This window comes from Candidatus Nitrosotenuis cloacae (assembly GCF_000955905.1).
In the GTDB taxonomy this organism is placed as follows: domain Archaea; phylum Thermoproteota; class Nitrososphaeria; order Nitrososphaerales; family Nitrosopumilaceae; genus Nitrosotenuis; species Nitrosotenuis cloacae.
Map to the genome: position 1 here is coordinate 954,537 of NZ_CP011097.1, position 14,971 is coordinate 969,507.

Consider the following 14,971-nt stretch of genomic DNA (forward strand, 5'->3'; position numbering starts at 1 on the left):
TGAAAAACATTGAATTTTTGCGCACAAAAAGGCGGGGTTCTATTTTTACTCTTTATCGATAAACTCGTCAGCTGTTGGTGGGTCTGGTGGCAATCCCTTTCTCTTTCTAGTTTCAGCAATCAAAGTCGCTTGGATTGATTTTGGCATTGGAGTCCACGCCTTAAAGTGAGTATTCCACATTGCTTTACCAGCAGTTTGGCCTCTCATGACTTCGGCAATATCAAATGTTTCTGAAGCTGGAATCTCACCGACTATGATGCTGGTGATTCCTTTTTGCTGCATATCAAGTACCTTTCCTCTCTTACCAGACAAAACTGATGCTACGTTTCCAATCATGTCCTGTGGGACTCTGACCTCAATTCCAAGCATCGGTTCTAGCAAAATGGGTTGTGCCTTTAGCATTGCACCCATGCATGCACGTCGAGCTGCTGGTGATAATTGCGATAGACCTCTGTGAGCAGTGTCCTCGTGAGGAACAAAGTGAGTGAATGTGAATTTACAATTTCTAACCTGCTCTCTTGCAAGTGGACCTTCCTTCATTACTTCCTCAAATCCAGACAAAATGGAATCGGTAGATTCTTGGATAAACTGGACACCTTTTGTTCCATTAACCATAATGTTTCCGCGAGAGTCAAATCTCATTACACGCTTTGCAGTATCAAGGTCCCAACCCTTTGATTTCAAGAGATTCTCCATCTCTTTTTTGTCCTTCATCTCGGATAATTGTCCTGCACGGATCATATCGGCAATCTCTGGCTCTAGTGGCTCTACTTTCATGAAAATCTTGTTGTGTCTGTTTGGTGATTTTGACATGACAGCCTCTGAACCACCCTGAATGGTTTCCCTATAGTTGATCAATGGTTGTGATGTTACTATTTGAACTCCGGCATCGCCAATCAGAGATGTTGCAATTTCCAAGTGCAACACACCCATTCCCGCAATGACTGTTTCGCCGCTTTCTTCGTTGATTTTAACCACAAGGTTTGGATCCTCGATTGTAATTCTTCGCAGAGCCTCGACTAATTTTGGCAAGTCTTTTGGAAACTTTGCCTCTACTGCTATCTGAACTACAGGTTCTGATACATACTTGATTCCTTCAAAGATTGAAACGTCCTTTACCGTAGACAGAGTCTGTCCAGCTCGTGCCTCAGTCAAGCCAAGCAAAGCTGGAATGTTTCCTGCACCCAATTCTCCGACCATCTCTCTTTGGTTGCCCATGAAAAAGTTGACCGATTGGATTTTTCCTTCACGTTTAGTATCAATCAAATGAACAGGCATGCCATCTTTTAGCGTACCAGAGAATAGTCTTCCAATTGCAACAGGACCAGCTGCTGGATCCATTGCCATGTTTACAATCATCATAACTGCAGGGCCATTGTCATCGCAATTCAGAATTGCCTTGCCAATGTCGGATTCCAAATCACCTTTCCAGATTTTTGGAATTCTGTATTTTTGTGCTACATGTGGTGGTGGGTGATGCTTTACAACCATTCCCAGTACAGCTTCTGCCAATGGTGCCTTTTTCGCTAGATCATCAACGTTTGCACCTTCTTGGTATGCAGCATAAATGTCCTTGAATGAAATTCCTTTTTCCTTCATGATATCGATATTGAAACCCCACCTGTCCTTTGCAGAGCCAAATGATACCGAGCCATCTTGAATTGAGACCTTCCATTTTTCCTTGTATTCTGGTTCGGCATAGGTGTCGATTAATCCATTAAAAGTAGAAACAATGTTTGCAAGCCATTCCTGCATTTTCTCAGGAGTCAGTCTCAGTTCTTTGATGAGTCTGTCGATTTTGTTAATGTACAGGACTGGTCTGACTCGCTCTTCCAGCGCTTGTCTGGTTACGGTTTCAGTCTGAGTCATGATACCCTCTACAGAATCTGATACCACAACTGCGCCATCTATGGCCCTAAGGCTTCTGGTGACACGTCCTGTAAAGTCAATGTGGCCTGGAGTATCAATCATGTTTACGACATATTCTTGGCCAGCTTTTTCGAAAAGTAATGTAACGTTTGCCTGAACTATAGTCATCTGACGATCTTGTTCAAGCTTCATGGAATCCAAGGCTAGTGCACGACCTGCTGCCTGAGGCGAAATTATACCAGCATAACCCAAGAGATTATCACTCATTGTGGTTTTTCCGTGGTCTACGTGAGCAATTACACCAAAGTTTCTAATGTTTTCCTTATTTTTGATGATCTTTAGGATCTGCTCAGTTGCCTTGTACTTCATATTTGATTGGAATTCTTTGAGGAGGGGTATTAAATCTTATTAAAAAAAGATCGATTTTTTGAAAAAATTAGTAGATCATATCAGAGCTTGCAGCTCGCACATTCTTTTGTGATATGAAATAACATTCCTTGATTCTTTTTTTACGTGCCATGTTCAGTGTAACAAACTGTGACACAAAAATGTAAAACAAGACCTGATCGATTTTGTTCTTGGATTGAATAGATGGATTATACACATTCAGTCCAAGTTTTTTGAGATTTGATGATAAATGAGAGATGTAAGTATTCTTTGGTTCCAGTGTGATTATAGTATCACCGGATTTGGCAGTGAATAATCCCATGTGTGAGAACTGTTCAATTTTTTCATAGTGAGAATTCATTCCCAGTATTTCGCCAAGCTTGGCAGACATGTACATTGCAATTGGATATGTGTGCTGGTTGCCAAGAATGTAGATTTGGTTGGACAGTGTGATTTTCTGGGATGCGGCCTTTGCTAAATTGAATATCCTTTTTGGATTTTTTATTTTAAAATCATACACCAAAGAAATGCAGGTCAGCGCACTTGCCAAAAATCCAATGCTGCCGGCTGTTAGTACCTTGGAATCAGTATAATCAAGAGGAATTATTCCATCACAAGTCTTACCAAGCTTGCTGGTTGGATTCCTAGTTATTGCAATGGAATGCTTTGCTAGCTTGGCGGCATGAATGTTTGATATTGTGTTGCCAGAAATGGACACAAAATAGGCACGACTAGTCCTTGCCAGTGTTTTGTTTTGTGTAAATTCCAAAGGATCACATGCCCTAACAGCATAGTCAGAGAATGCCTCGGCAAGCATTCCAGCACACAGCGAGTCACCACTACCACAAAATATCATATTTTTACCTAGCTTGCTCTTTTGTGATACAAACTTTGCCAGATAATCAAGCTGCAAATACATATCATGTGTAAATGCATCAATCGTGTTCATTATACCATATCACATACACAAAGATATGTGCTTGATCATGAAATTTTTGTTTGGATAAAATGAACAGCCTACACTATATCGCCTGGATTAAAGCCAAGCTTGCATTGTTAAAGCAAAGATCACGCCACGAGTTCATCCCAACCGCTGAAGACTTGATGAAATCACCAATATCGATTAATGAGAATTCTACCATCTACACTGCAGCAGATGAAATTCTAACCAGGGACATTTCCGGATTAATCATACAATTGAGTCAGCCAAGGCACCTATCACAAAAAGGAATTGCAGAGGCCCTACTAACAGAGGAAAAAAGCATCAAAGACATTCCAGCCATCTCAAAGACAAGAGATCTGACCTTGGTGGACAGATTCGCCCCAGTATCAAACTGTGCAGAGCAAATGCTAAAGCTGAGAATCAACGCACTAGGTGTCAAGGACAACAATCATCTAATTGGAATCATAACAAAGCACGACATTGTAAAATATTTTGAGCAAAACATGGTAGATGAGACCAAGCTATCAGAGATAATGTCAGTGGGTAGCTTTTTTGTCCCAGAGGAAACATCTCTGTATGACTCACTGCATAAAATGCTGGACAGTGGAATCTCTCGCTTGCTAGTCAAGGATTCTACAGGCACGCCCGTAGGCATAGTAACCTACAAGAGTTTTCTGAAAACCGCAATGTACCACACAAACCAATCAAGGGCTGAGACATTTGCCAAGGGGTTTGGCAGAACCTACAAGATTGGCCAAATCATGACCAGACAAATAATTTCAGTATCAATTAACACCAGCATTGCCAAGGTAGCAAAAATCCTAATCGATTATCGAGTCCATGGTGTTGCTGTGACCCACAAGCAAAGAATAGTCGGCTTTGTAACAGAAAAAGACATTACACGACAGCTGGCAAAACTGTCCTAGCACATTATTATTACCATACCATAAAATCCCAAATCATGAAAATAACCATAGGCCACACCCCGGACTCGGACGATGCGTTCATGTTTTATGGAATGCTGACAGGTAAGGTACCATCAAATGATTTCACGGTTAACCATGTAATAGCAGACATTGAGGAGCTAAACAGACGAGCACTGGATAATGACTTGGATGTGACTGCAGTATCAGTCCATGCATGCGCGTATCTGCCAAACCACACCATACTGCGAAGTGGTGGAAGCTTTGGTATTGGGTATGGTCCTATTGTGATAGCAAAGACAAATATCTCACCAGAGACATTGCCAAAATTAAAAATCGCCATTCCTGGAAAGATGACATCAGCATTTTTGCTCTTGCAACTAATGATTGGAAAATTTGATTATATCGAGATGAAGTTCAGCGACATTCCAGCAGCAGTTCGAGACGGCAAAGTCGATGCAGGACTAGTCATTCATGAGACCCAGTTATCATACGAATCAGAAAACTTGATCAAAATCCTAGATGTTGGAAAATGGTGGGACCAGTCCACAAACGGACTGCCCGTACCCCTAGGCACAAACGTCATGAGCAATAGATTTGACATTGAAACAATACGGAAATTTGACAAATACCTCCACGACTCTATTGCATATGGACTAGAGCACCAAAAAGAAGCACTAGACTATTCCATGCAGTATAGCCGTGGCAAGCCAGAAGCGCTGATAGAAAAATTTGTCAAAATGTACGTAAATCCAATAACAGTAGATATGGGAAAACCAGGCGAGCAATCGATTAGGCATTTGTTTGATCTTGCCACCAAACAAGGACTGGTACAAAAATTCAACTTGCAAATCAGTTGAGATAGGAGGAAGCTAGCACAAATGCGACAGAACAGGTTCGTCGCGGACTAGAAATACCGCCTTTGTGATATTTGCTAGCTTGTGTTAGCTTCGTACTATATTATACAATTTTGCAACATAAAGATGATCAAGCCAAGACTTGAAATCTGTTTAATTATCATACGATACTCAAACAAATGTATTGGTATGATATGATATTATTCAGAAATTCTTTACATTTGTTTGATGGCACGATTTGTATAATAATGATTAATGGTATAATAGAGCAGTGCTAATCGACAAGAAAATTCTCAGTGGCGGCCTTGCAATGTTGATTGTTGGGATGATTCTGATTGCATATCTAAATTCTGCTGTACCAATAGGACAGGCAGGAATGACAGACGAGCAAGCACTTGATTTGATGAAAAGAGAAGTAGAGCACAAAAACTATTCCACGCTAGCTGCAATGCTTGCAGGAGTGGGCTTTTTGCTAGTCTTGATAAGCTTTGGTGCAAGAAGAAAAAAGGGCGGCGCAAAGACAATAGAAAAGAGACCACCAGAGGCATCCTAAAGATTTTAACCGTTTTTGCACAACCAGAATAATGGTCACAGCCGAAATCAGCCTGTATCCAGTAGGGACAGACTCGACAAGCCTTAGCTTCTATATCGCAAAATCAATCGAGTCCATCCAGAACATGACCAATCTATCACATCAGGTAACCCCGATGGGAACTATCCTAGAGTCAAATGATTTGGGAAAAATCTTTGAGGCCACAAAAACAATGTCAGAGACAATCCACAGGCTGGGAGTAAAAAGAATTGAAATCATCCTAAAGATAGATTCCAGGACCGACAAATCCCAGACAGCAGATCAAAAAATGGAATCTTTGAACAAGTACCTAAAAGGTGCGTAGTGTCTCAAAGAACGTGTTTCGTTGTGCAGGCTCTCGACCAATCTCTTTTACCATCGTAGCTAGTTCCATCACGGATGAATTGGTTGGCTTGCCTGCTGCACGATAAATCTCCTCAGAAAATGCCGTACCTACTAGGTCACTTCCGCCATTAGACAGGGCAACCTGTGCAAGCTTTTTGCCCAAAGCAACCCAGTATACTGATATGTTGTTCAAAACGCCAGCTAACATTAGCCTGGATATTGCAATTATTTTGAGATCATAAATTGCGGACGACTCGTGGTTTACAAGATTTTTCTGCTCCAGCTCTGTGTTGTCGAGTGAAAACTTTAATGGAATGAATGTAATGAATCCACCTGTTTTCTTTTGCAGCTCTCGCACCTTGATGAGATGATCTATGATGTGTTCCGGCTTTTCTATGTGCCCATACAGCATGGTGACATTGCTTTTGATTCCCAGATTGTGTGCTTGCTCTATTGTATCAAGCCATTCCTGTCCTGAGCACTTGCCACGGACTATTTGTCCTCTAATTTCAGGATGGAACAATTCTGCGCCCCCTCCAGGCATAGAGTCAAGGCCAGCAGACTTTAATCTAGATAGTATTTCCTTGACGGACGTCTTGGTTAGCTTTGATAAAAAGAAAATCTCTGCAGCAGTAAATGCTTTTACGGTCATTTCTGGATGATTTTTCTTTATGATTTTCATCATGTTTTCATAATAGTCTAATTGCAAGCTAGGATGGAATCCGCCAACGATATGCACCTCGGTTGCACCCATTGATTTTGCCGCAGCTACTCTTGCTTCGATTTGCTCAGGGCTCAGTGTATATGCATCTGATTCATCGCCCTTTCTGTAAAATGCACACATTTGGCAGCTTGCAGCGCACAGATTTGTATAGTTCATGTAGTATGATGCGGCAAATGTTACTTTGTTTCCGACCAGTCTTTTTCTTGCCAGATCAGCTGTTGCGCCAACAACAAAAAGATTCTCTGAATTCATCAGCTCCATTCCATCATTGTATGATAGTTCTTCGCCAGATAACGATCTGTCAATTGCCTTAGAGTCTACTATGATATCTCGAAGCATGAGCTGGTTCTAAAAATTTGTAAATATAAAAGAAACGTACCGAATAGACAATCTATTAGAATTATCTATTTGCGGTTGTAGTGGATTTTGCCGTACTTGTCTTTTTTGATTTCTGATGCCTTTTGAGCTTCAGCCTTTTGTGCTTCTTCCTTTGCTTTTTGATCAGTTGCACCCAAGTCCTTTTGGGTCTTTGGTACTTTGACTGCCTCATCGAATGTTCTCTTTACATCCTTTTCAGGGGATTTTGGGAGATATTCTTTTTGGGCTTTGACCTTCATTGCAAATGCTTCTCGTTCTGATTCTAATGCAGTTTGTGATTCACTTGGGCCGCCTGATGACTTGCGTGCCTCGATTGCTGCCTTAGCCTCTTCTCTGAGCTTTGCCAGTACATCTGCAGTTCTTGGGAGATCATCTTTTTTGATGGACTCGTTTCGAGCTGCGATTGCATCTTCGATGGCTTTGGCTGCTGCCATTTTCTTTGCCATCATTTTTGCCTTGATGTCTGCTGCCATTTGCTTTTGGGACTCTAGTCTGTCTGCTCTCATTTGATCAAATGCGCTTCTGCCTTCATCGTGCTTTTCCTTTGCTGCAGCTGCGGTGTTCGCTGTCTGTGCATAGGATAATCCGATTGGGCCGATAACGACTGCGGTCAAAAGAAGTATTGAAGCTAGGATACCTAGTTTTTGCATGTTTGTGGAACCAAGAAATCAATATAAAAATAATGCGACTGGATTCGGCGATTTTTAGGATACTTGGACTGGTTTATTCGGATTTTGATTCATTTGGGACAGATTTCTTGGCTGTCTGAGCTGCCTTTGCCTGCTTTATCTTTTGAAGTTGTAATTCATAGTTTTTCTGCTCCTCGTCTTTTGCCTTTTGCTCAAGCGCCGCTCGCTCTTCCTTTAGTGCTTTTTCTGCAGCTTTTCTTTTTTGGTCCATCATCTTTTGGATCTCCTTTTGCTCAGAGAGCACTTTTTCTTTTGTCTTTTTTGCATCAGAGTCGATTGTGGATTTGGACTTGTCCAGGAATTCCTTGGTGTTTGCCCCCTTTTGCTCCAGTACGGCTTGTTCTCGCTTTAGTTTCATCTCTTCGACTTGGGCCTGAGCCTTTTCCTTTATTGCTTTGATTTCGTCCAGCTTTTGCTGTCTTTTCTGGATTACCTCTTGTCGCTTTGCCTCACTTGCTTCTTCGATTTCCTTACGCTTTGCCTCCAGCTCTTTTTGAGCCTGCTTTCTTTTATCTAGCGCTTCCTTTGTTTTGGCAGCCTCGTCTTTTAGTGAGTACTTACGCTGTTCCTCGATTTTCTTTAACTTGTCTTCCTGTTCTTTTTCAAATTCCGCGATTCTCTCAGATGCTGTTTGTGCAAACGATTGAGAGTACGGCAGTATGATAACAGAGGATAACAAAATCAATGCTGACAATATTGCAGTGTGATGCATGACAATATCATATCATGATACTATAAAATAATAACTAATGATTAATCCAAAAGAAAAAGAGATTAACTGTTCAGCCTTATGGAGTTGCGCCCGATGTAGCAGTGGAGTTTGTGCCAGTGCTGGCATCAGAATCAGAACCCGTTGAGCTAGAATCAGTGCTTGAACTATCTACTGGAGTCTCAGTTGTCGGTGCGCGCTTTGATTTGAGTTGGACTTTGGCGTCAAATTGTGCTTTTTTCTTTGCCATCTTTTCATCAAATTTCTTTTTGGCATCGGCTTGTCGCTCTTCAAAGCTTGCTACCTTTTTGCTCATTTTCTCTTCAAATGAGGTTTTCTTGTCTGCAAGTCTTTTTTCTATTGCTGCTTTTCGATCTTCCATGTTTTGCTCCATCTTTTCTCCCTTCATTGCTCGTTTTTCCTCAAGGAATTTGGCTCGTTCTGCGAGTCTGTCGTCATATGTTTTGGATTTTTGCAGTGCACGTTCTTTGAGTTTTTGAATTTTCTCATCGACGTGTTTTGTCATCTTTGCTCTTTGCTCTGCAATTTTCATTTGGATTTTTTCCTCGTCGCTCAAGGGCTTGGTTGGCTTGGGAGCTGGTGGTGGAGTTGTTGTAGTATCTGGAGTCGTCTCTGTACTTGTCGAGTTGGTCTCTGTTGTCTGTGCAAATGAGAAACCGACTGGTCCGACCAGTGCAGCACTAAGTAGTAGTATAGATGCTAGGATTCCTAGTTTTTGCATACCAAAAATTCGATTTTGAGTATATTTAAGATTGTGGAACGATTTGTAAGTAGATTTGGTAATTCTACCATCTCAAAAAGTTTAGTTAGGCTCAAAACCACATCACACCATGGTGCTTCCTATTGTTGATGAGTACAAGCCAAAGTGCTATGTGTGCAATAATGCATTTGATACCATAGAATTGCTCAGAGAGCACCAAAAAACAAAGCATGCCGAATTTGTATCATACCATGAAAACCAAAAAAGAGAGCCAGCACCTGGCGACGTTACAGTATTTTAGAAATGCCAGAAGACATCATAGAAAGGGCAAACCAGTTATTTTTGGCAAAAAGATTTGCCGAGTCCATCACACTGTATGACCAAGTCCTGGAAAAAACCCCAGACAATTTGAATGCGCTAAACAACAAAGGATACGCATTATCCAAGCTCAAACAACACCAAGACGCAATATCATGCTATGATCTGGCATTGCAAAAACACCCAAATGAAAAAACCATACTGACCAACAAGATCTCCTCCTTACGCAAGCTCAAATCCTACGATCTAGCACTAGACCATTGCAACCAGATCCTCAGCGAAGAACCACACAACAACATTATTCTATATCATAAAGAAAGAATTCTCTCATCTGTTGGAGATTATTCCGGTGCAATAGAATGCTGTGATGTTATACTGAGTGATTATCCGCAAAATGCTGAAGTTCTGTTTGACAAAGCAGTAGCCCAGGCAAAATCAAACCGGGAATTTCTTTCCACACTAAATCAATCCATTATGTCTGATCAGAAAATGAAGATAAAGGCCAAAACACATAGTGCTTTTATCAACAATGCCACTCAAGACTTTTTACGAATCGTATCCTGAGATTCCTTGAGCAACTTTTCAGCAACATCTTTGCTGATTTGCGCCATGTCATAGGTGTCATCAATTGCCAGGGCTTGCTTGAAGCAGTCCAAAGCGTCGGAGATCATCCCCTTTTCGCCAAGCGACAGACCCTTGTAGGCAAGCGCCATTGCGCACTTGTCATCCAAAAATAATGCTTTCTCATATCTTATGATGGCATCATCAAATTTTCCCAAACCATGCAATGCCGTGCCCTCATTTAGCAGGGCAGTGACATTTTCTGGACTGAGTTCGGTTGCTTGCTGGAAGCACTTTAGTGCCAATTTGAATTTGCCGAGGTTTTGCAGTGCAACTCCCTTGTCGATTAGTGCATCCAGATGTTCAGGATTTGTGGATAAAATTTTGTCATATAACGTGATTGCCTCTTTGAATTCGCCCTCAAGGCATAGCTCCGTTGCCTGGTTTAGCATTTTTTCCAAATCCTTCAATGGATTTACTTGTACTAGTATAGACATTAGTCTTGCTATGGATTGATTGCAGATCTAGTTATTGCTGCGTAAACCATCAAGTGTGAGTTAGCTGTGTTTGCATCAATTCCGTTTTATCCAAAACACCCATAGTCATTCCATGTCCAATCGATGTGCAAAGGGCAATCTCGATTTCTATTCTGTCATTGGATTAAACGCTCACATTGAGAGGACTCATAAAATAATAGAGCAAAATGACAACCGAGTGCTAGATTCCTTTACGTAAGCCATTGCACGATGACAGTTGTTCCAAAAATATTTTAACTAGTGATTTTTAGTTTCCTCATAGCCTTGTCAGTATCTTTGATACTAACTTGGGTTTGAAAAACAACCCAAGCATTTTCATCATTCAATGCGTTTAGCATCAAGCTACACTGATAATATGGTCAGCGGCTCGTCGTTTGGGAGATCGTTTATTGATGGAAGTTTGTCTGCGTGTTTTGGAAGCAATTCCACGCAAATGCCGCACCGTGGGGAAATGATCTCGGCATCGTATGCCACCTCACCTATTGGGGCATCACAGTTTGAGCAATGAATCTGCTTGGTATCATAGATGTTCAATGTGTCTCACTCCAATGTTGTACGGCATAGGCCTAACTAGGTGTTTTTACCCAATATTGATTTGCCTGTTAAGATCAAACAAACAATCACTCAGATGGATCTACTAGAGGATATCAAGAATGTATAGTAAAATTCTAGGCATGTTTTTTGTATTTGCTTTTCAGAATATGCATAATGTTTTTTTGTAGTTTTTTGTTGCCAAGCTCAGGAATTATGTGAGATACATCAAGATCGTTTTTTGGAATGGTGTTTGCGATTGCAAGTGCGCTCAAATAGAGTAGTTTGTTGGTGATTTTTTTGATTCCCAGATCCAAAATAGCCCTCATCAGATATGGAAACACCACAGCATTGTTTACCTTGTTTTCAAACTCGTAGCTTCCAGTGCCAACTATTTTTGCACCGGCTTTTTTTGCAATATTTGGCGCTATCTCAGGGTCAGGGTTGGTCAGGGCAAGTACTATGGGATTTTTGCCCATGCTTTGTATCATGGTACCACTCACCAAGTTTTTTTGCCCAGAAACTCCGATGAATACGTCGGAATTTATCATCACATCAGATAGAGTTCCTTTTTGTTTTGATGGATTTGTAACTGTGGAAATCTCTTTTTTGTATTTATTCATGTTTTCCGTTCTGCCTTTGTAGATTGCTCCGCCAGAGTCAACTACTAGAATGTTTTTGCATCCAGCATAAGATAACAACGATGAGATTCCATAGCCAGCAGAGCCAGCACCAGCAACCACAATCTTGACGGATGACAGGGATTGTTTTGTCAACTTTAGCGCATTTATCAAAGCAGCCAATGCGACAACTGCCGTGCCATGACGATCATCATGGAAAACAGGAATGGCAAGTCTTTTTTCGAGCTCAATTGATATGTCAAGTACTTTTGGAAATTCAATGTCTTCCAGATTGATTGCTCCAAAAACTGGCTCTATGGATAGAATTGTTTTTACTATTTCGGATTTTTTTGTGGTGCTCAAGCAAATCGGAAATGCACTTATTGCTCCAAAATGCCGATAAATCACCGATTTGCCCTCCATAACAGGCAATGCAGCATCTGGTCCAATGTCACCCAACCCAAGAATTCGCGTTCCATCGGTTATGATTGCCACATTGTTTGATTTTGATGTGAGTACAAATTTTGTAGACGGTACAGAGTGGATCTTTTTGCACACCTCTGCAACACCAGGCGTGTAGATCAATTGCAGATCACTGGGTCTTAGATTCGTGAGTTTGCTCTGAATTGCTATCTTGCCCCTTAATTTTTGGTGCAGTGAAATAGCATTTTCTGCCAGATCCTTTTTTCTCATTTTACAGAATGATTAGACATTTGCTCGAGTTCACCCTATGGGTGAATTCTCAAGTCTTTAACCATCAAACTTTTTTAACAGATTACGATTGTAGGCATCGATATTCTGTCAGGAAGCAGTCTTGTCTGCAGGATCCAACTCTAGTGCACGATTAAAGCATTCCAGCGCATCATCGTATCTTCCAAGGCTTCTTAGCGCCACTCCTTTTTGGTTCCAAATGTCGTGGTTTTTTGGCTCCAAGACCAACGCCTGCTCAAAGTACGATAACGCATCATCAAAGTTGCCCTCATACAGCAAGTCTTTTCCCTTTTGGAGTAGTCCCGGAACATCCATGGATATTATACCAGTCCAAGGCTTTTGTTGCTTTCGTGTCTGTTTAAACAGAACACACGAGTGTTAATGCCCCATCCACATCATCCAAAATCAAATTGAACATACTAATCGCAGAGGACAACCAGTTTACCGCAACCCAATATGACAGAATTCTAAAAAAATACGGTCACAGCATTACAATAACCAGAGACGGAACCGAATGCCTCCAAGCCTACCAAGACCAGCTAAAAAAGACCGAGTTTGACTCGCTGGACCAAAACCCATTTGATGTTGTGGTGTTGGACCAGTCCATGCCAAAGAAAAGCGGCTCTGATGTGGCAAGCGAAATTCTAAGTGTCAAGCCGACTCAAAAGATAATCTTTGCATCAGCATACGCATTAAGCGGAAGCTCAGATAGCAAGAACCTAGAAAACAAGGTGCAATATCTGCAAAAACCATTCTCACTGAATGCATTTGTACAGAAAATCCAGAATTAGGATTTTGTAAATTTCTCACAACCGCATTTGGCTACAAGGCACGACTCGTAGTTTCTTAGGTGATCATGCAATAAATGTCCGCAGGACGAGTTCTCGCAGGTTCTTGCCTTGATCTCTTTTTGTACCACCCTTTGTGCAATTTGGTTTGCCATCTCCTTTGGATAGTGTTTTTTGTCCAGATAATACCTGACTATTCTGCCATACAATTTGTTAAAGTCAAATCGTGACTCTATCATCATACTAGAATACGCTTGGATGGATTTATCATACATCACACAAAATCTGTAAATGTTTTTAAAAAATCAAGACAACCTTTAATATTTGTAAAGCAGATATTATACTGGAATGATCCTAGATAAAACAGACGTAAAGATTCTCAAAAATCTTCTAGTTGATGCCCGATTGTCCTCAAGACAGCTGGCACTCAAACTTGGCATGTCAACTGTTACCATCCTAACCAGAATCAAAAAGATGGAGCAGGAAAAGATAGTCAGGGGGTATACTGCAATAATAGACCATGAAAAACTTGGATATGACCTCACTGCAATAATTGAGGTCTTTACCAAAAAGGGCAAAATGGTCGAAATCGAGCACGATATTGCGGGCCTTGAGAATGTCTGCGCCGTGTATGATGTGACCGGCGAGTCAGATACGGTAATTGTTGCCAAGTTCAAAAATAGGGACGAGCTGAGCAAATTTGTCAAGACGTTATCGTCCAAGCCAAATGTGGATAAGACCATCACCAATATTGTCCTAAATACGGTAAAGGAAGACTTTAGACTGGTCTGAAGCAATATTAATAAAATTTTGATAAAAACCACCAGAGTATGATGAAACACCTTTGGATTCTGGCATTATTGCTAATACCGATATTATCATACGGCCAGCAACCAACCATCCTGGAAAAACCCAGAGGATCTGAAGAGATATCAGAATACTACAATCCAGAGGATGTCAAGCTTGCGATGATTGGCATTGCCGTAGCTGTCGTGATTTTGTTTCTGTATTTGGCACGCGATACAATATTACGAAAAAAATCAGAATATGAGAAAAAAGAGTTCGAGTCCAAGAAAGACCGCGACTATGAGAAATATCACTCAGAGTGGAACACCGAAGATGAGGACTTTTTTGGCGAACGAAAAAAATCAAAGGAATCCCAAGAGTTTCGCAAAATGATGCAGGATTCCAGCCTGCCAAACTATTATCATGTACTAGGGGTATCACAAGACGCAACCCAAGAAGAAATAAAATCAAAGTTCAGACAGCTTGCAAAGGAGCACCACCCAGACAGAACCAAGGACCAAGGCAGTGCAGAAAGGTTTGCAGAGATCAACGAAGCATATGACACACTATCCGATGCAGAGACCAGGGCGGAATACGACAAGTACTACAAGGCATCATTTGGGTAGTGTATCTACCAGTATCAAACTCAGATCATATCCTGTGCTTTTTTGCACATAGTTTGTCAGATTTGCAAATATTCGTATTGTATTATTTATGACAACCTCGATTTGTGCAAATTCTTGGTTTGGTCCAAGCATTGCTTTTGATAGTACCGCTGATATGGAATGATCTGAGATTGTAGTGCGGGCCTTGAATGCCATCGTGTCGGTGTGATACACTCCACCACGAGTTGTAGGCCTATTCACTGGAACATCAGAGTAGGTTATCTCGGAATTATCCACGGCAAATGTCTTGTCCTGAATTATCACAGATTGTATGATGTTTTTCTCCTTTACCAGTCCCAAAAGGAATTCCTTATTCAATATAATAAAAAGAGGAAAAAA

21 protein-coding genes are annotated in these 14,971 nt (G+C 41.1%); 9 read left to right on the forward strand and 12 right to left on the reverse strand.

The genetic code is table 11. The annotated features are described in order from the left end of the window. Nucleotides 1-45: 45 nt before the first annotated feature. Together SU86_RS05450 and SU86_RS05455 are read right to left on the reverse strand one after the other, a co-directional pair. Nucleotides 46-2,238 carry an elongation factor EF-2 gene (locus SU86_RS05450; protein WP_048188035.1) on the reverse strand — a complete coding sequence of 731 codons (2,193 nt, stop codon included), beginning with the start codon at nt 2,236-2,238 and terminating at the stop codon, nt 46-48. Nucleotides 2,239-2,305: 67 nt separating this feature from the next. After that, nucleotides 2,306-3,205: an SIS domain-containing protein gene (locus SU86_RS05455; RefSeq protein WP_048188039.1), complete on the reverse strand. Its 900-nt coding sequence runs from the start codon at nt 3,203-3,205 to the stop codon at nt 2,306-2,308. A 59-nt stretch (nt 3,206-3,264) separates the two neighbouring features. On the opposite strand from SU86_RS05455, the gene SU86_RS05460 reads away from it, so the two are divergent. The 4 genes from SU86_RS05460 (at nt 3,265) to SU86_RS05475 (ending at nt 5,875) form a co-directional block, all read left to right on the forward strand. Then, entirely contained in the window at nt 3,265-4,125 is an 861-nt protein-coding gene (locus SU86_RS05460; RefSeq protein WP_048188043.1) for a CBS domain-containing protein, read from the forward strand. Between the two features lie 35 nt (nt 4,126-4,160). Further along, nucleotides 4,161-4,982 carry a menaquinone biosynthesis family protein gene (locus tag SU86_RS05465; protein ID WP_048188045.1) on the forward strand — a complete coding sequence of 274 codons (822 nt, stop codon included), beginning with the start codon at nt 4,161-4,163 and terminating at the stop codon, nt 4,980-4,982. 268 nt (nt 4,983-5,250) lie between these two features. Next, nucleotides 5,251-5,532, forward strand: a complete 282-nt coding sequence (locus tag SU86_RS05470) for a hypothetical protein (RefSeq protein ID WP_236687665.1) — start codon at nt 5,251-5,253, stop codon at nt 5,530-5,532. 31 nt (nt 5,533-5,563) lie between these two features. Next, the gene (locus SU86_RS05475) at nt 5,564-5,875 is read left to right on the forward strand and encodes an MTH1187 family thiamine-binding protein (protein ID WP_048188047.1); all 312 of its coding nucleotides are present in this window, start codon (nt 5,564-5,566) and stop codon (nt 5,873-5,875) included. Here SU86_RS05475 and SU86_RS05480 read toward each other — a convergent pair. The 4 genes from SU86_RS05480 to SU86_RS05495 form a co-directional block, all read right to left on the reverse strand. Next, nucleotides 5,861-6,958, reverse strand: coding sequence for a radical SAM protein (locus SU86_RS05480; protein WP_048188048.1), 1,098 nt, complete (start codon nt 6,956-6,958; stop codon nt 5,861-5,863). The genes SU86_RS05475 and SU86_RS05480 overlap by 15 nt on opposite strands. Before the next feature lie 65 nt (nt 6,959-7,023). Beyond that, a complete protein-coding gene (locus tag SU86_RS05485; RefSeq protein WP_048188050.1) occupies nt 7,024-7,647 on the reverse strand; it encodes a hypothetical protein in 624 nt (207 codons plus the stop codon). A 73-nt stretch (nt 7,648-7,720) separates the two neighbouring features. After that, nucleotides 7,721-8,398 (reverse strand): hypothetical protein, encoded by a 678-nt coding sequence (locus SU86_RS05490; RefSeq protein WP_048188052.1) that lies wholly within the window; start codon nt 8,396-8,398, stop codon nt 7,721-7,723. 76 nt (nt 8,399-8,474) lie between these two features. Continuing rightward, nucleotides 8,475-9,137 (reverse strand): hypothetical protein, encoded by a 663-nt coding sequence (locus tag SU86_RS05495; protein WP_048188054.1) that lies wholly within the window; start codon nt 9,135-9,137, stop codon nt 8,475-8,477. Nucleotides 9,138-9,246: 109 nt separating this feature from the next. On the opposite strand from SU86_RS05495, the gene SU86_RS09925 reads away from it, so the two are divergent. Together SU86_RS09925 and SU86_RS05500 are read left to right on the forward strand one after the other, a co-directional pair. Then, nucleotides 9,247-9,417: a C2H2-type zinc finger protein gene (locus tag SU86_RS09925; protein WP_177318925.1), complete on the forward strand. Its 171-nt coding sequence runs from the start codon at nt 9,247-9,249 to the stop codon at nt 9,415-9,417. Between the two features lie 2 nt (nt 9,418-9,419). Beyond that, a complete protein-coding gene (locus SU86_RS05500) occupies nt 9,420-9,998 on the forward strand; it encodes a tetratricopeptide repeat protein (RefSeq protein WP_048188056.1) in 579 nt (192 codons plus the stop codon). Here the strand turns inward: SU86_RS05500 and SU86_RS05505 are convergent. From SU86_RS05505 to SU86_RS05520, 4 genes are all read right to left on the reverse strand, one after another. Further along, nucleotides 9,971-10,492: a tetratricopeptide repeat protein gene (locus tag SU86_RS05505; RefSeq protein WP_236687666.1), complete on the reverse strand. Its 522-nt coding sequence runs from the start codon at nt 10,490-10,492 to the stop codon at nt 9,971-9,973. The two genes, SU86_RS05500 and SU86_RS05505, sit on opposite strands and share 28 nt — an antisense overlap. Nucleotides 10,493-10,873: 381 nt before the next feature. After that, nucleotides 10,874-11,065 carry a hypothetical protein gene (locus SU86_RS05510; RefSeq protein WP_048188058.1) on the reverse strand — a complete coding sequence of 64 codons (192 nt, stop codon included), beginning with the start codon at nt 11,063-11,065 and terminating at the stop codon, nt 10,874-10,876. A 134-nt stretch (nt 11,066-11,199) separates the two neighbouring features. Next, entirely contained in the window at nt 11,200-12,375 is a 1,176-nt protein-coding gene (locus SU86_RS05515; RefSeq protein ID WP_048188060.1) for an NAD(P)-dependent malic enzyme, read from the reverse strand. A gap of 108 nt (nt 12,376-12,483) precedes the next feature. Next, nucleotides 12,484-12,708, reverse strand: a complete 225-nt coding sequence (locus tag SU86_RS05520) for a tetratricopeptide repeat protein (protein WP_048188062.1) — start codon at nt 12,706-12,708, stop codon at nt 12,484-12,486. A 95-nt stretch (nt 12,709-12,803) separates the two neighbouring features. On the opposite strand from SU86_RS05520, the gene SU86_RS05525 reads away from it, so the two are divergent. After that, nucleotides 12,804-13,184: a response regulator gene (locus SU86_RS05525; protein WP_048188064.1), complete on the forward strand. Its 381-nt coding sequence runs from the start codon at nt 12,804-12,806 to the stop codon at nt 13,182-13,184. On the opposite strand, the gene SU86_RS05530 is transcribed toward SU86_RS05525, so the two are convergent. Continuing rightward, on the reverse strand, nt 13,181-13,456 hold the full coding sequence (locus tag SU86_RS05530) for a hypothetical protein (protein ID WP_320408972.1): 276 nt from the start codon (nt 13,454-13,456) through the stop codon (nt 13,181-13,183). The two genes, SU86_RS05525 and SU86_RS05530, sit on opposite strands and share 4 nt — an antisense overlap. A gap of 73 nt (nt 13,457-13,529) precedes the next feature. On the opposite strand from SU86_RS05530, the gene SU86_RS05535 reads away from it, so the two are divergent. Both SU86_RS05535 and SU86_RS10035 read left to right on the forward strand, forming a co-directional pair. Next, the gene (locus SU86_RS05535) at nt 13,530-13,973 is read left to right on the forward strand and encodes an Lrp/AsnC family transcriptional regulator (protein WP_048188066.1); all 444 of its coding nucleotides are present in this window, start codon (nt 13,530-13,532) and stop codon (nt 13,971-13,973) included. Between the two features lie 38 nt (nt 13,974-14,011). Continuing rightward, nucleotides 14,012-14,593 carry a DnaJ domain-containing protein gene (locus tag SU86_RS10035; protein ID WP_082096159.1) on the forward strand — a complete coding sequence of 194 codons (582 nt, stop codon included), beginning with the start codon at nt 14,012-14,014 and terminating at the stop codon, nt 14,591-14,593. Here the strand turns inward: SU86_RS10035 and SU86_RS05545 are convergent. Continuing rightward, on the reverse strand, nt 14,582-14,950 hold the full coding sequence (locus SU86_RS05545; protein WP_052755539.1) for a hypothetical protein: 369 nt from the start codon (nt 14,948-14,950) through the stop codon (nt 14,582-14,584). The genes SU86_RS10035 and SU86_RS05545 overlap by 12 nt on opposite strands. Between the last annotated feature and the right edge of the window lie 21 nt (nt 14,951-14,971).

What these genes read in the sequence shown, in the direction of transcription:
- SU86_RS05490 (WP_048188052.1), bottom strand. Translation starts at nt 8,398, where the DNA reads ATGCATCACACTGCAATATTGTCAGCATTGATTTTGTTATCCTCTGTT.
- SU86_RS05500 (WP_048188056.1), top strand. Translation starts at nt 9,420, where the DNA reads ATGCCAGAAGACATCATAGAAAGGGCAAACCAGTTATTTTTGGCAAAA.
- SU86_RS10035 (WP_082096159.1), top strand. Translation starts at nt 14,012, where the DNA reads ATGATGAAACACCTTTGGATTCTGGCATTATTGCTAATACCGATATTA.
- SU86_RS05450 (WP_048188035.1), bottom strand. Translation starts at nt 2,238, where the DNA reads ATGAAGTACAAGGCAACTGAGCAGATCCTAAAGATCATCAAAAATAAG.
- SU86_RS05505 (WP_236687666.1), bottom strand. Translation starts at nt 10,492, where the DNA reads ATGTCTATACTAGTACAAGTAAATCCATTGAAGGATTTGGAAAAAATG.
- SU86_RS05515 (WP_048188060.1), bottom strand. Translation starts at nt 12,375, where the DNA reads ATGAGAAAAAAGGATCTGGCAGAAAATGCTATTTCACTGCACCAAAAA.
- SU86_RS09925 (WP_177318925.1), top strand. Translation starts at nt 9,247, where the DNA reads ATGGTGCTTCCTATTGTTGATGAGTACAAGCCAAAGTGCTATGTGTGC.
- SU86_RS05495 (WP_048188054.1), bottom strand. Translation starts at nt 9,137, where the DNA reads ATGCAAAAACTAGGAATCCTAGCATCTATACTACTACTTAGTGCTGCA.
- SU86_RS05465 (WP_048188045.1), top strand. Translation starts at nt 4,161, where the DNA reads ATGAAAATAACCATAGGCCACACCCCGGACTCGGACGATGCGTTCATG.
- SU86_RS05485 (WP_048188050.1), bottom strand. Translation starts at nt 7,647, where the DNA reads ATGCAAAAACTAGGTATCCTAGCTTCAATACTTCTTTTGACCGCAGTC.
- SU86_RS05480 (WP_048188048.1), bottom strand. Translation starts at nt 6,958, where the DNA reads ATGCTTCGAGATATCATAGTAGACTCTAAGGCAATTGACAGATCGTTA.
- SU86_RS05460 (WP_048188043.1), top strand. Translation starts at nt 3,265, where the DNA reads ATGAACAGCCTACACTATATCGCCTGGATTAAAGCCAAGCTTGCATTG.
- SU86_RS05475 (WP_048188047.1), top strand. Translation starts at nt 5,564, where the DNA reads ATGGTCACAGCCGAAATCAGCCTGTATCCAGTAGGGACAGACTCGACA.
- SU86_RS05520 (WP_048188062.1), bottom strand. Translation starts at nt 12,708, where the DNA reads ATGGATGTTCCGGGACTACTCCAAAAGGGAAAAGACTTGCTGTATGAG.
- SU86_RS05455 (WP_048188039.1), bottom strand. Translation starts at nt 3,205, where the DNA reads ATGAACACGATTGATGCATTTACACATGATATGTATTTGCAGCTTGAT.
- SU86_RS05535 (WP_048188066.1), top strand. Translation starts at nt 13,530, where the DNA reads ATGATCCTAGATAAAACAGACGTAAAGATTCTCAAAAATCTTCTAGTT.
- SU86_RS05530 (WP_320408972.1), bottom strand. Translation starts at nt 13,456, where the DNA reads ATGTATGATAAATCCATCCAAGCGTATTCTAGTATGATGATAGAGTCA.